Raw genomic sequence first — 14,265 nt, forward strand, 5'->3', positions numbered from 1 at the left:
CCCTTAAGCCGTGCCTCGAATTCGCCCTTCATGCTGGCGCCGGCCAGCAGCGCCCCCACATCGAGGCTCATCAATCGTACGTCCGCGAGCTTTGGCGGCACCGCGCCGCTTGCGATTGCGAGCGCAAGACCTTCCACGACCGCAGTCTTACCGACCCCGGCTTCGCCTGTCAGCAGCGGATTGTTCTGTCGGCGCCGCAAGAGGACGTCGATCATCGTGCGAATTTCAAGCTCGCGGCCAACGACCGGGTCGGTCCCGCCTTCACGCGCACGCGCTGTCAGGTCGGTGCAAAACTGCTCCAGGGGCGAGCCCTTCGGTGACGAAGGCAATGCACCCGATGCCTCACCCGGCGTCGCCGGCGAGAAATCGGTGCCGTCGTAGGGCACATCCGCCGTTTCCGGCGAACCGTCGATCCACGCGGGCAGCGCCTCGCTCAAGCCGTCGACGGGAACCTTCTGGAAGACCGGCGATATGCCAAGCAGGATGCGCCGAAGTTCGGGAGTCTTCACGAGTGCGGCCACAAGCCATGCACCCCGCACGCGATTGTCCTGGAAGGTCAGGGTCGCAAACACCCAGGCGCGCTCGATGGCCGTTTCGATGTGGTGAGAGAAGTCGCTGATCGAACTGGCACCTGCCGGTAGTGTCGCCAGCGAGCGTGTCATGTCCCGTTCCAGCACGGCGAGATCGATGTCGCAGTGACGCAGGACGCGGTGCAGGTCGCTGTCGGGCAACTGCATGATCTGATGCAACCAATGGACCAGTTCGACGTAGGGATTGCCACGCAGCTTGCAGAAGGCGGTCGCCGACTCAACGCTTTTAAAAAGCGTGCCCCCGAGTTTGCCGAATAATGCGTGCCGCGTGATTGTCATAATATTTTATTTAAACTTCATTTGCCTGAAATGAACGATCTGAATGTTACTTGGCGAGAAATATATCGGTCTGGCCCAGTTTTTGTAAAGCGTTAAAGTTAATTGGCGACGGCAAATATTTCTAGATGGAAACCTCCATAAACATTAGGATAGATCTGATTTGTTTATTCGTTTTGTCGTGATAAATCGATGCGTGCGGGCCTCCATGGGCTACTCAGAAAGGCGTTCAGAGTGATGCGCGAACAGATTGAATCGAGCTATCATGCAGTCCTAATGACGCTGTCGTACTATTTATTTTGAGATAAATGAAAATGAGACGGGCAAGCAAAAAGATAATAGAGGATTGGCTTTCACCGGAGCGAAAGAGGATTAATAAGATAATAACGGCGCCTCGGAACGCTGAGCCGGGGATTATCGGCCAGGCGCAAACTGTCCACTCAATTGCCCACCCGTCACGGCTTGAATCACCGCATGACGGTTATCTGCGCTCGGAACCGAAAGACGACGCAGACATGATCTTTGGCCTGATCGGGACGAACGGCAGTCGCGCGCAGCCGGTCCAGTCCGGGACAAACGGGACGGCCGACGTGATCGGTTCGCTTTATGCGCAATATTGCCGCGCGCTCGATGATCCGCAGGCCGCGTTTTCGGGTGATTGGAGCGCTCCTGCTGCGACCGAACACGCCTCGTTGAACGATCAGTCTTCCGCACGGCACGAGCGCGTGGAATCCATCGAAGCGCTGCTGTCAGGGGCGCGCGGTCTTGAGGACGTGTTCGGGAAACTCGCGCCAGAAAACTCGCCCCCGGCGCCCATGGCGGAACCCGTGCCTGAAATCCTGCGCCTGTTCGCGCCGCCCGAATTCAAGGAGCGGCCCTCGCGCTTGCCGTCGGCACTCGTACGCCGCGAACACCATGCTTCCGGCATCGACAGTCCGGTTCTCGCACCCCGTGTGCTCTCCCAATCCGAAGCGGACCTATGACCGAAGCAAACCAGCCAGCGGGCGGCGCTAGCCACGAAACCTCCCTCGTTGTGCGACTCGCCGATACAGAGGCCAACGTGCGTGCTCATCCCACACACGCCGGGCATCGCTGGGAACTATTCCAGCTGCTTTGCGTGCTCGGGCAGTGGGAACGCGCCATCCAGCAGTTGCAGATCTGCACCCAACAGCAGCCAGACCAGGCCGCGATGGCGCACGCCTGTCGCGACCTGATTCGCGCTGAACGCTCGCGTACGAAAGTGTTCGCGGGCGAGCAACGCCCGGGCTTTTTGTTCGAGCCACTACCGTGGGTTGACGGACTCATCGATGCACTGCGCCTGACGGCTCAAGGCGAAATCGATTCCGCGGACCGCGTGCGCGAAGCGGCATTGGACGCCGCGAAGATTGTCCGGGCCCGTTCTCCCCAAGCCGAGGCCGAATGGATCAGCGACAGCGATTCACGCCTCGGGCCCGTGTGCGAGTTCATCACGGCAGGACATTACCGCTGGCTCGCTCTCGCGGACATCGCGAGATGGCAAGTCGAGCGGCCGGCCACACTTCTTGAACTCATCTGGGCGCCATGCACGCTGACGCTTCACGACGGCAGCACTGTACGAGGCTTCCTGCCCGCCCGCTATCCCGCATCGGCGCAAGACGACGATGCGCTGCGTCTGGGCCGACAGACCGTGTGGCGCGAAGTCGGACGGACCGCTGTAATTGGCATGGGCCGGAAGACCTGGACTACCAGCGCGGGCGACTTCAGCGTGTTCGAACTGGCCTCGTGTGAATTTAGCCCGGGCGTCGAAGGCCCGACGCTGAAGGATGAAACCCATGCAGCCGGTTAAGGATGGCCGCCGTTCTCGTACGAATTCGCCAGTCGGGGCACCGCGCCGCGCCAACGCGCACTTGTTGCCCACGCTGCTCGACCGTCTTCGAGACGACGCCCCGCAACGGCAAACCGAAGGACTCGACGAGTTTGCCGTCAGCCGTGCGCAGATGCGTGACATCCTGCAACGGGATCTGGCCTTCTTGCTGAACACGACCAGCATCGAAGACCAGATCGACCGGGGCCATTATCCCGAGGCGGCCGCCTCGACCGTGAATTTCGGCGTGCCACCGCTCTCTGGTACCTACCTCGCCTCACGCAAATGGGCCGATGTCGAGACGGTTATCCGTCGTGCCATTGGCGAGTTCGAGCCACGTCTCATGCCCGATTCGCTTGTCGTCACGCCGCTTATGAAGGACGACGCCGAGAACCACTACAACGTGCTGAAGTTTGAAGTGCGCGGCATGGTTCACATGGACCCGTATCCGCTGGAATTCCTGGTGCAAAGCTCAATCGACCTGGAGACGAGCCGCATGAACGTCGCCAATGTGCTCTGACGTGAAGCGCCAGACCTTATAACAAACCACAACGAAGACCACGCATGGACCCGCGACTGCTCGATTACTACAATCAGGAACTGATCTACATGCGCGAAATGGCGGGCGAATTCGCGCAGGCTCACCCGAAGATCGCCCGGCGTCTTGGCATGCAGGCAGGAGAAGTGGCCGACCCGTATGTCGAGCGGATCATTGAATCGTTCTGCTTCATGTCGGCGCGCATGCAGATCAAACTCGACGCCGAATTTCCCCGGTTTACCGAGCGACTACTCGAAGTCGTTTACCCGAACTACGTGGCGCCGACACCCTCGATGGCAGTCGCGCGTTTTTTTCCCAGCCCCAAGGAAGGCAATCTGGCGGAAGGCTTTCGTATCGCACGCGGGTCGGCATTTGCCGCGCGCGTGCCGGACGGTGAACAGACGGCATGCCAGTTTCGCAGCGGCCAGGACGTAACGCTGTATCCGCTGGAAATCGTCGATGCGCGGCTCACAGGCATTCCGCCGGATATTCCGTCGCTGGACCGTTACGTACCCGCGCATGCACAGGTACGTGGCGCCCTGCGTCTGCGGTTGCGCACAACCGGGGACGCGAACATCGCGGATCTCAAGGCGCTCGACCGGCTGCCGATCTATCTGGCGGGCGACGAACAGGTAGCGTCCCACCTGTTCGAACTGTTGCACACAGCCGGTATTGCATCGCTGACGGGAGTACCCGGCGAACTCGGACGGGCGCTCCACGCGGTGACATCGGATGCGGTGGTTCACGAAGGACTCGGGCCGGATGAGGGACTGCTGCCGCTGATCTGGTCGAGTTTTCATGGGCACAACCTGCTACATGAGTATTTCGCGTGCCCAAGCCGGTTTTATTTCTTCTCGTTGACCGGTCTTGAAGCGGGCCTCGCGCGTATTAACGGCAAGGAAGCAGAGATCGTCATCCTGTTGGACCGGACGCCCGATGCACTCGCGAATCTCGTCGATGCATCTCGCTTCGCGCTCTTCTGTACGCCTGTCGTGAACCTGTTCCGGCAACGGACAGATCGCATCGAACTATCGCAAGCTGCGACCGAATTTCACTTGGTGCCGTCACGCCTTCAACCGCTCGACTATGAAGTGTTCGCCGTCGAAAGCATGTCGGGGCAGGTGGCTGCGACGTCAAAGCAACTGCCGTTTCGACCGCTTTACCAGACGTTGAACAACGACGAAGGCAACTACGGCCGATACTTTTCTATTCGCCGCGAGCGTCGGTTGATGTCCGATTCCGCGCGCCGCTATGGGACGCGCACGCCCTACGTCGGGACCGAGACGTTCGTATCGCTGGTCGATCAGAATGAAGCGCCGTACACGGAAGTGATCCGTTATCTCTCCGTGGATGCGTGGCTCACCAATCGCGATTTGCCAAGCCTTGTGCCGCGCAACGGCGTAACCGATCTGAAGGTGTCGGAATCGGCGCCGCTCGTGGGCATTGGATTGATCCGCGCGCCCAGTGCGCCGAAGGCGCCGTATGCAGAACGTGACATGGCGTGGCGCTTGATTCGCCAACTGAACTTCAACTACCTGCCGCTGGCGGATCTCGATCATCGAGCCGGCGGCCAGGGCTTGCGCGACTTGCTGCGTTTGTTCCTGACGGGCGAGGATGAGTCCCAGCAACGCCAGGTCGAAAGTCTGGTGGGGGTCAAGACCCGGCCGGTCACGCGGCGGCTGCCGGGAGGCGGCCCGTTGGTATTCGGGCGTGGTATCGAGTGTTCACTCACGGTCGATGAAAGCGGCTTCTCCGGTACCAGTCCGTATCTGTTTGGCTTGATTCTGGAACACTATCTGGCCCGGCATGTGTCGATCAATGTCTTCACCCAGACCGAACTGCACTCGATGCAGCGGGGGCGCGTGGCCCGCTGGCCAGTGCGCATGGGTTCGAGAGGGGCGGCCTGATGGACCGTGCGCGATTTACGGCGGTGGTGCGAGACACCACGCTTTCCCCCGAACTGGTCGACAAGCTGCGTGCTGAACCGTGGCGCTACGGCTTCCTGAGCTTGCTACGACGATTAGGCGCCGATTCACGCATTCCGCAGATCGGGCGAGCACTGCGTCCGCAGGCAGAACCCTATCGCCTGGGGCAACAGCCGAGCCTTACGTTTGCGCCGCGTGAGATTGCCGAGGTGGGCGAAGTTGATGGGCGTCTGAAGCTACGGCTGTATGGGCTAGGCATGCTCGGTCCGAACGGGCCCTTGCCGATCCACGTCACGGAAATCGCGCGGGATCGCAAGGAGAACCGGCGCGACAGCACGCTCGTCGATTTCCTGGACATTTTTCACCATCGCTACCTGACGCTTTTCTATCGCGCGTGGTCGTCGTCTCAGGCGGCCGCGGGCCTCGACCGTCCTAACGACGAGCGCTTCTCGTTCTACATCGCGAGCCTGTTCGGGCAGGATACGAGCGAGATCAAAGGCCGCAGGCTGCCGGCTCACGCGCGCATATCGGCTTCCGCTCATTTAGTGCGTGAAGCGCGCAATCCGGACGGCCTGCGCGCGACACTCGCGCAGTTTTTTGGCGTGCCCGTAGCGATCGATGAACACGTGTGGCATTGGATCGAGGTCGATCCGGCTGAACACAGCCGGCTTGGCAAGCCGGGTGCGCCATCGGTGTTGTCGGTGGGCGCGATGCTCGGCGAGCAAGTCCCCGACCGGCAGCACAAGTTTCGCATCGTCGTCGGTCCGCTCGATATCAGCGAATATCTGCGCTTCACGCCCCAGGGCGCTGATCTTCCGCTGCTGGTGGAATGGGTACGGGCCTTCATCGGCTATGAATACGTCTGGGAACTCGAACTTCGCATCAAGGCGCAAGGTGCGCCGCCAGCAGTGATCGGTGGACCCGAGCGGCTGGGCTGGTCGGGATGGCTCGGCACTTCCCCAACCGGCGAACCGATCACCGGAATGCGCTTTGAACCCGAGCAATACACGCTAATCACGCACTAGCGAACTGATGGTGATATGAACGCGAAGAAACAAACGCCCGCGAAAGCGCGGCAGCAAGAAACCGTTAGACATGATTGGATCGCGCCTGTAACAGGCGATGCGCCGTGCGGCATCGACCTCGAATATGACCCGGAATATGTGGTCCTGTCCGCCAAAACCATCGTGCAGCCGGACGCGCAGTACGGCAACTTTGTGGGCTCGGCCGATCCAGTCAACTGGAGCGATATCGATCGCGATTGCCGTAGGCTGATGCTGCGCAGCAAGGATATTCGGCTCGCCGTGTTGTTTGCGCGTTGCCGTACGCGGCTTGCCGGGGCGGCCGGCCTTGGCGAAGGAATTCTCCTTCTTGCGCGCTTGCTCGATACGTATCCCGATGCGATTCATCCGCAACTGGTTGTGGATACGGATCGTGATGCGGCACTGGAGATTCGCGCCAACGCGCTGCAGGCACTCACTGACACAGATGGATTGCTGTCGGATCTAAGAGAGGTGCCGCTAGCCAAATCCACCGCGACGCGTTTGCAGGTTCGCGATGTCGAGCGTGCATTTGCGAGACCTCGGCCGGTCGATGCACTGGCACCGGACTCGGTTACGCAGCAACTGGACGCGCTACGCGAGCAGAATCCCGCGTTGCTCGCTGGATTCGATCAGGCGCTGGCGAGTCTCGCGACGATCACTGCATGGTGCGAGTTGCACCTGGGCTCGTTTGCACCGGACTTGTCCCCACTAGCCACGTTGCTTCGGTTGCTTGCGCGCCCGATAGACAGTTCCATCGTCGACACTGCCTTCCAGGATGACGCGGACATTGACGAGATGGCGGCAAACGACGCAGGCGAGGAGCAGATGGAGGGCATCAAGGGACACCTTGACGAGCCAACGCTACCTGTCGAGCACGTGGAACCCGTTCAATCTATACGGAGCACACGCGCACCACTGCCGGACCGGCAGGCGGCGCTGGAAAAGATGCGCCAGGCAAGGTTGTGGTTCGAAACGCACGAACCGAGTAGTCCAATTCCGGTTCTGCTCAAGCGCGCGGAGCAGTTCGTTGGCAAGCGATACGCCGAGACTGTCCAGGCAATTCCAGCCGACCTGCTGGCGCAGTGGGATGCCGAGCCGTAAGCCCACGATCGAGCAAGACGATCGAGGGCGCGTCGGCTCGCAGTGTTGCGACCGGGCAGCGAATGCGCGACGTTACGGCGGCCCTGTCACTCCGCCTTTTTCGCGATGCGCGCCCATGGAAGCACAAGTAGAGACAACGCAATGCAACGGCTTGAATCCGCTCGCATCGCAGCCGCTCAAACGTGTACCCCCTACCCCTTCGTCGCCCCAAACGTCAGCCCCGCCACAAAGTGCTTTTGCATTGCGAAGAACATCATCACCGACGGCAACGCCGCCAAGATCGATCCCGCCGACACCAGGTTCCACGAAGTAACCCACTGCCCCTTCAACGCTGCCACGCCGACCGTGATCGGGGCCGCTTCGTCACCGGTCGTCAAGCACAACGCCCAGAAATAGTCGTTCCAGACGAACGTAAACACCAGGATCGCCAACGCTGCCAATGCCGGCCTGATCAACGGCAACACGATCTTGAAGAAGACCGTCCATTCATTGGCCCCCTCTATTCGCGCCGCCTCCACCAACTCGAATGGCAACTGCTTGATAAAGTTACGCAAAAACAAAGCGCAAAAGCCCGTCTGAAACGCGATGTGGAACAAGATCAGCGCACCGACCGTATTGAAGATTCCCAATTGCAACGATAAATCCCGCACCGGAATCATCAGGATCTGGATCGGGACGAAATTCCCGGCGACAAAGGTCGCAAACAACGCCGTATTGCCACGGAACGAATAAATCGCCAGCGCGAAACCCGCCATCGACGCCAGCGCAATCGATCCCACGACCGCCGGCAACGTGATCAATACGCTGTTCCACAAGTAATGCAGCATCGGCGATGTAGTCAGCGCCTCGCTGTAATTTGCCAGCAAGGAAAAGTGCCGCGGCCAGCCCCAGTAATTGCCCTCGACCAACTCCTCCGACGACCGGATCGATGTCACCATCACCGCGATCAACGGCAACAACCAGATCACCAGCGCAACCGGCAACGACATTTTGTACAGCACCCGATTGACGGGCTTCCACTTGGCGATAGGCGTCGGAAACATGCCGCGCTCCTTCGTGTTCGAGTTGCTTCTATTGCTCGGTGCGCAACATTCTGCGCAAGTGATAAACGATGTACACCATCATGATCGCGAACAGCACGACGGCGATCGCAGCCGAATATCCAATGCGGAAATACTTGATCGCCTGGTCGTACATGTAATACGCCAGCACGGTCGAACTCTCGAACGGACCGCCACCGCTCATCACGGCAATCAGGTCGAAACTACGCAACGCACCGATGATGGTCACGACGATCGCCATGAACGTGGTCGGCCGGAGTTGCGGCAAGACGACGTGCCACAGCATCGTCCAGCCCTTGGCGCCTTCCATTCGCGCAGCTTCTAACTGCTCGGAATTAAGCGTGGTCAAGCCCGTCAGGTACAAGATCATGCAGTACGCGGTCTGCGGCCAAAGCGCCGCGAAAATGATCCCGAAGGTCACGTAGCGCGGATCGCCAAGCACCGGCACCCCATGCCCCAGGATCAGTTTGAGCAAGCCAAACGTGGGATCGTAGAACCACGAGAACATCAGCCCCACGACCACGCCCGACATCACAAACGGCGCAAAGAACAAGGACTTCACCACACGTATTCCGCTCACCGCCTGATTCAGGTACAAGGCGACGGCGAGTCCCATCGGCGGTGCAAGGAGAAAGAGCACGAGCCACAAGACGTTGTTCTTCAGCGCGGTGTAGAACGTGGGGGCATGGAACAGTTCGACGTAGTTGCCGATGCCGACAAATGTCTTCTCCGTCATCCCGTCCCAGCTATAAAAGCTGAGCGTGATACTCGATATGATCGGCCAGACCACGTAGATCGCGACCATGATGCAGGCAGGCGCGAGAAACACGAACGCAGCCAGCCGCTGCTGGCGCGCTGAGGCTGACATCCGCTTGCGACGTTTCGTCTTCACTGCCGCAACGCTGAGGGTTTCGGACATGATGTGTCTCCCAGTCGACCAGGTCGGCGCGCCAACCACGCGCGCCGACCTCGCTGCTTACTTCTTGTAGATACGCTTGCGCGTTGCTTCGAGTTGCGCCAGGATCTCGTCGAGCTTGGTCGGATCGGACACGAACTGCTGCATGCCCTTCATGCCTTCGTCGGCCATTTCCTTCGTCATATCGCGATCGTAGAACTGGGCAATGCCACCCCTGGTCTGCGACAGGATCTGGAAGCCGATCTTGGAGATGGGGTCCTCCGGTTCCGGCGACTTGCTATTGGCCGGCAACGACCCCAGGCCCGTGGCAAGTTGCGCACTGATTTCGGGCGTCTCGACAAACGCGAGGAACGTATGCGCGTCCGCCTTGTTCTTCGCCTTCGACGGAATGTTCAGCGCTTCAACCGGGCCATCTTCAGCCGTAGGCACCTTGGCGTCGATGATCGGGAACTGGAAGTAACCCATCTTCGGCTTGATATCGGCTGGGAAGCCAGCGGTAATGAACGTCCCCATCAGCATCATTGCGGCTTTGCCCTGGAACAGGAACGGCTGCACGGCATCGAGGTCATAGGAGAGCGAATTATCGATAAACACCTTGTTATCGATCAGGTCCTTCCACGTCGTATAGACCTTCTTCACGCGCGGATCGGTGTAAGGCACTTCGCCCGCCATCAGCTTCTGGTGAAACGCGTTGCCATTGATCCGCAGATCGAGGTAATCAAACCAGCCTGCAAGCGTCCACGCATCGCGACCCGCTACCGCGACCGGCGTAATGCCGGCAGCCTTCAGCTTCTTGCAGGCGTCGAGGAATTCGGGCCACGTCTTCGGCTCGGCCGAAATGCCGGCCTTGTCGAACAGGTCCTTCCTATAGAACATGCCCCACGAGTAATACACGGTCGGCGCCGCATATTGCTTGCCGTTATAGCTGGAAGATTCCTTCGTCGATGCGTACATCGAGTTCCAGTTGTTCTTGGTCCAGTCGGCGGTCAAGTCGTCGAACAGGCCACGCTTGGCGTAATACGCCATGCGCTCGCCGTTGTGCCAGTTCAGGATATCGGGTGGCGCGGTCGTGAGCCAGCCGGGGAGCTGGACCTTGAAGGCTTCCTCATCGACGTAGGAAACCTTCACGTCGATATCCGGATGCGCCTTATGGAACGCATCGAAGGTCTGTTCCCAGACGGCGCGCTGGCCTGCTCCCTTGAACGCAATGTTCGCGGTCAGCGTGCCTGCTTGCGCGATGCTGGCGGTAACAAGCGCGACCGCCAAAGCCGCGCCGGTCAGTCCGTTTCGAATTCGAGTCTTCATGCGTGTCTCCTCAATGACGAATGTTTTATGTTCCATCTATGCGCGGTAAATCCCGACGCCCTGCGCTCCCACTTCTTCCTGCCCCACTACGAAATCTTTTGCGCCGGAAATCTTGTGCGGCGTCGCGTTGTAATTGAAGACGTACGTCAACGCGCCGCGCCGGCTGATGCGGATACCCTCGGGCAGCGGTTCAGCTTGCAAACCCGCTTCCTTGGCTACTTTAAGAAAGATGTTTTGCGTGAGGGCGTCGTCAAAAAGACTCGCGAGATAGCGTACCGAGCCGTGCCGCACGATAGCCGGATGACCGTCCGCGAACTTCGCTTCGACCTCGACACCCTGCTTCACTTCGATAAAATCGCGCCAGTGACGCGCCTCGCCACCATTGACCTTCTCGGTTACGTTGGGACGCATGGATTCGACCCGCCAGACGCGGATCGGCATGACCTGACTGGCAAGCGGACCCGGTGGCAGCGTGGCAGGAATGGCGAGGTTTTCTGTCTTCGAACCCGTACGCGGCCCAAGCACGACATGCGCTCCGCTCGCGGCCAGCCGATCGGCAAAATCCGCTGGCACGATCGGCAACGGCGGCACGACGATCATCCGATAACCATCGAGCGGCGCTCCAACCGGAATCACGTCTACATCAAGACCGAGACTCCTCAACGCGCTGTAGTATTCGAACGCGAAACGCGGATAGGCAAAATCCGCGCCCTGTGGATGGATCTCGAACAGCCACTTTGCTTCGTAGTCCCACACGAGTGCGACTTTGGTGGATACAGGCGTTTCGCCGCCAGCCTTCAGGACTTGCTGAATCTCCTGCGCGACCGTGTGCGCTTCCGTACCGCCGACATCGACCTGGTTATCAGGCGTGTTCAAGCCGGCGTGCATCTGTTCCTGCGCGAACGGCGCCTGGCGCCAGCGGAAATACGACACGCATCCGGCGCCGTGCGCAAAGGCTTCCCAGCTCCACATACGCACCATGCCCGGCAGCGGTGCAGAATTAAAGCGCGCCCAGTTCACGGGGCCCGGTTGCTGTTCCATGACCCAGAACGGCATCTTCGACATGCCACGATAAACATCGTGATTAAACGACGCAAAATCCGGATGACCCGTGCGCAGCCATTTCGCCTTGATCTCCGGGTCGAACCACTGTTCTTCGAGCGCGCCTAGCGGATAGCTGTCCCACGTCGCGATATCCAGATCCGCGGCAACCTTATAGTGATCGAACTCCGTGAACAACTGCATGAAGTTGTGCGCGACAGGCCGCCCCGGGGAATGCGCCCGGATGATCTCGACCTGCATGCGGTTATAGCGCACGACTTCGTCGGAGGCGAAACGCCGGTAATCCAGCCGATGCGCCGGATGCGCTTCCGTGACCGTGCCAATGGGCGGATCGACTTCTTCGAAGCTGCGGTATTCCATGCTCCAGAACACCGTGCCCCAGGCCGTATTCAGCGCGTCGATCGTCTTGTACCGATCCTTCAGCCACCCGCGAAAACGCGTAGCCGCAGCCGGCGAATAGCTGACCACCGTGTTATGGCAACCGTACTCGTTGTCGGTTTGCCAGAACGCGACGCCGGGATGCTTGCCGTAGCGCTCAGCGACAGCCGTGCAAATTTTCTTCGATGCCTCGAAGTACGACGGCGATGAAAAATCGTAGTGACGGCGCGAGCCGAAGCCGCGCGTACGGCCATCGGCACCGACGGGCAAAATGTCAGGATGACGATCGATCAGCCATTTCGGCGGTGTCGCGGTCGGCGTGCACATGACGACTTTCAGGCCTGCATCGGCGAGCACGTCGACCGCGCGGTCGAGCCAGCCCCACTGATACTCATCGGGCGACGGCTCCATCCGGCTCCACGCAAATTCCGCAATCCGGACGTGATCGATGCCAAGCGATTTCATGCGCGCAGCATCGTCTTTCCACATCGATTCGGGCCAGTGTTCCGGGTAATAGCAGACTCCTAGATGCATGCTATGCGCTCCTACGCAAATTGGGTAACGGAAGCCGACGGGACGGCGAGGCCGTCGTCGGTGAATAGATGGCAAGACGCGGGCGGTACATTGAACGCCACCTGCTCGCCCTGTCCGGGAGTGCGATCGCCCGGCGCCTTTGCAATCAGCATGGCGCCATGGGGTTGATCGAGATGCAGGTAACTGTGTTCGCCGAGTTGTTCGACGAGCGATACAGTGCGGATGATTTGCTGGGCAACGTGGCCCGTGGCAGGCTCAAGATGCTCGGGACGAATGCCGAGCGTGACCGCCTGATTCGATTCCAGGCCCGTGCCGTTCACGAGGACGTCGATGGTCTCGTGGGTTCCATCGAGCGTGACCTGCACGGATTCGGCGCTCGTCGACACCACATGCGCAGGCAGGAAATTCATGCGCGGCGAGCCGATAAACCCCGCCACAAAGCGGCTCTTGGGCCGGTGATATAGCTCAAGCGGCGTACCCACTTGCGCGATGCTGCCGTACTTCGCCGTATCGGCGCCCGCGTGCAGAAGGACGATCTTGTCGGCGAGCGTCATTGCTTCAATCTGGTCGTGCGTCACGTACACGACGCTCGCGGTCGCGAACTGCTTGTGCAGCCGCGCGATTTCCACGCGCGTTTGGCCGCGCAGGGTTGCGTCGAGATTGGAGAGCGGTTCGTCGAAGAGAAAGACGCCGGGGCTGCGCACGATCGCGCGGCCGATCGCCACGCGTTGGCGCTGACCACCCGACAACGCCTTAGGCTTGCGGTCGAGCAGCGCTTCGAGTTGCAGCACGCGGGCGGCTTCGTTTACTTTCTTCGCGATCACATCCTTAGGCGTCTTGGCGAGTGTCAGGCCAAACGCCATGTTCTCGTACACCGTCATGTGTGGAAAGAGCGCATAGCTTTGAAACACCATTGCCACGCCGCGTTGAGCAGCCGGCACGTCGTTGACCATCTTCCCGTCGATGTAGAGATCGCCGTCCGTGATGTCTTCGAGGCCCGCAATCATGCGAAGCAAAGTGGATTTTCCGCAACCGGATGGGCCGAGGAACACGCAGAACTCGTGTTCGCCGATTTCAAGGTCGAGGTCGCGGATGACCGGCGCGTGATCGCCGTACGCCTTCTGAACCGACCGTAACGAGATGCTTGCCATGCGAGATGTCTCCGCGTTTTTCCCGAGAGACAAACAGAAGGTTAAGCGCTTAACCTTTTGACCGTTAAAAAACGATCCTTGCTCCGGATCGCTCTTGCAGGTTGTCTCCGTCGTGTGTTTTTTTGTTGCCGTGGGTCGGAATTTAGCCTTGGCCGATGTTCAATGCAAATGCTGCAGAACCATCCCAAAATGTGAACAGGCACGTCGGAGCTTGCACGATGGCCGCACGCTAGGCGACAGTTCGCCGACGCTACCCGAGGTTCTTCCCGCGTTAGCCCTGACCGACCTGACTCACCAGACTCATAGCCCCCATGACTACGCTGACCGAAGTTGCGCTCCGCGCCGGCGTTACGCCCGCCACCGTATCGAATGTGCTCCGCGAGCGCGGCAAAGTGGGCGCCGCTACGCGGCAGCGTGTGCTCGATGCAGTCGCTGCGCTGGGCTATCGCCCGCATCTGACCGCGCGGGCGTTGGCCGAAGGGAGCGCACCCACGCTGGCACTGATCGTGTCGAGCATTGCCAATCCTTTCTATCCGGAATTC

General features: G+C 60.0%; 12 protein-coding genes and 1 pseudogene. 7 read left to right on the top strand and 6 right to left on the bottom strand.

Going from position 1 to position 14,265, the window contains the following annotated elements; genetic code table 11:
* Positions 1 to 869: pseudogene (locus tag WCA53_RS29935) on the bottom strand (type VI secretion system ATPase TssH); the annotation flags it as partial.
* Positions 870 to 1,381: 512 nt separating this feature from the next.
* Between WCA53_RS29935 and WCA53_RS29940 the strand changes: the two are divergent.
* The 6 genes from WCA53_RS29940 to WCA53_RS29965 are packed head-to-tail and all read left to right on the top strand — an operon-like array spanning position 1,382 to position 7,316.
* Positions 1,382 to 1,849, top strand: coding sequence for a TagK domain-containing protein (locus WCA53_RS29940; RefSeq protein ID WP_423919856.1), 468 nt, complete (start codon positions 1,382 to 1,384; stop codon positions 1,847 to 1,849).
* A complete protein-coding gene (locus WCA53_RS29945; protein WP_423919860.1) occupies positions 1,846 to 2,691 on the top strand; it encodes a type VI secretion system accessory protein TagJ in 846 nt (281 codons plus the stop codon). Before WCA53_RS29940 ends, WCA53_RS29945 begins: the two co-directional genes overlap by 4 nt.
* Positions 2,678 to 3,229 (top strand): type VI secretion system baseplate subunit TssE, encoded by a 552-nt coding sequence (tssE, locus tag WCA53_RS29950; RefSeq protein ID WP_423919863.1) that lies wholly within the window; start codon positions 2,678 to 2,680, stop codon positions 3,227 to 3,229. The genes WCA53_RS29945 and tssE overlap by 14 nt, the downstream gene beginning before the upstream one ends.
* Positions 3,230 to 3,273: 44 nt before the next feature.
* Positions 3,274 to 5,154 carry a type VI secretion system baseplate subunit TssF gene (gene tssF, locus WCA53_RS29955; protein WP_423919866.1) on the top strand — a complete coding sequence of 627 codons (1,881 nt, stop codon included), beginning with the start codon at positions 3,274 to 3,276 and terminating at the stop codon, positions 5,152 to 5,154.
* Complete coding sequence (tssG, locus tag WCA53_RS29960) at positions 5,154 to 6,197, top strand: type VI secretion system baseplate subunit TssG (RefSeq protein ID WP_423919869.1); 1,044 nt, start codon at positions 5,154 to 5,156, stop codon at positions 6,195 to 6,197. Before tssF ends, tssG begins: the two co-directional genes overlap by 1 nt.
* 15 nt (positions 6,198 to 6,212) lie before the next feature.
* Positions 6,213 to 7,316 (top strand): ImpA family type VI secretion system protein, encoded by a 1,104-nt coding sequence (locus tag WCA53_RS29965; protein ID WP_423919874.1) that lies wholly within the window; start codon positions 6,213 to 6,215, stop codon positions 7,314 to 7,316.
* Between the two features lie 191 nt (positions 7,317 to 7,507).
* Here WCA53_RS29965 and WCA53_RS29970 read toward each other — a convergent pair whose 3' ends face one another.
* The 5 genes from WCA53_RS29970 to WCA53_RS29990 all read right to left on the bottom strand — a co-directional run bounded on the left by WCA53_RS29970 (position 7,508) and on the right by WCA53_RS29990 (position 13,723).
* Positions 7,508 to 8,359, bottom strand: coding sequence for a carbohydrate ABC transporter permease (locus tag WCA53_RS29970; protein WP_423919879.1), 852 nt, complete (start codon positions 8,357 to 8,359; stop codon positions 7,508 to 7,510).
* A 28-nt stretch (positions 8,360 to 8,387) separates the two neighbouring features.
* Positions 8,388 to 9,245 carry a carbohydrate ABC transporter permease gene (locus tag WCA53_RS29975; RefSeq protein ID WP_423919896.1) on the bottom strand — a complete coding sequence of 286 codons (858 nt, stop codon included), beginning with the start codon at positions 9,243 to 9,245 and terminating at the stop codon, positions 8,388 to 8,390.
* A 108-nt stretch (positions 9,246 to 9,353) separates the two neighbouring features.
* Complete coding sequence (locus WCA53_RS29980; protein ID WP_423919882.1) at positions 9,354 to 10,598, bottom strand: ABC transporter substrate-binding protein; 1,245 nt, start codon at positions 10,596 to 10,598, stop codon at positions 9,354 to 9,356.
* Between the two features lie 36 nt (positions 10,599 to 10,634).
* Positions 10,635 to 12,572 carry a beta-galactosidase gene (locus WCA53_RS29985; RefSeq protein ID WP_423919885.1) on the bottom strand — a complete coding sequence of 646 codons (1,938 nt, stop codon included), beginning with the start codon at positions 12,570 to 12,572 and terminating at the stop codon, positions 10,635 to 10,637.
* Between the two features lie 11 nt (positions 12,573 to 12,583).
* Positions 12,584 to 13,723: an ABC transporter ATP-binding protein gene (locus WCA53_RS29990; protein WP_423919888.1), complete on the bottom strand. Its 1,140-nt coding sequence runs from the start codon at positions 13,721 to 13,723 to the stop codon at positions 12,584 to 12,586.
* Positions 13,724 to 14,034: 311 nt separating this feature from the next.
* Between WCA53_RS29990 and WCA53_RS29995 the strand changes: the two genes are divergently transcribed.
* Positions 14,035 to 14,265 (top strand): LacI family DNA-binding transcriptional regulator (locus WCA53_RS29995; RefSeq protein ID WP_423919891.1); only part of this gene is annotated, 231 nt, incomplete at its 3' end.

The organism is Caballeronia sp., from assembly GCF_049581465.1.
Lineage (GTDB): Bacteria > Pseudomonadota > Gammaproteobacteria > Burkholderiales > Burkholderiaceae > Caballeronia.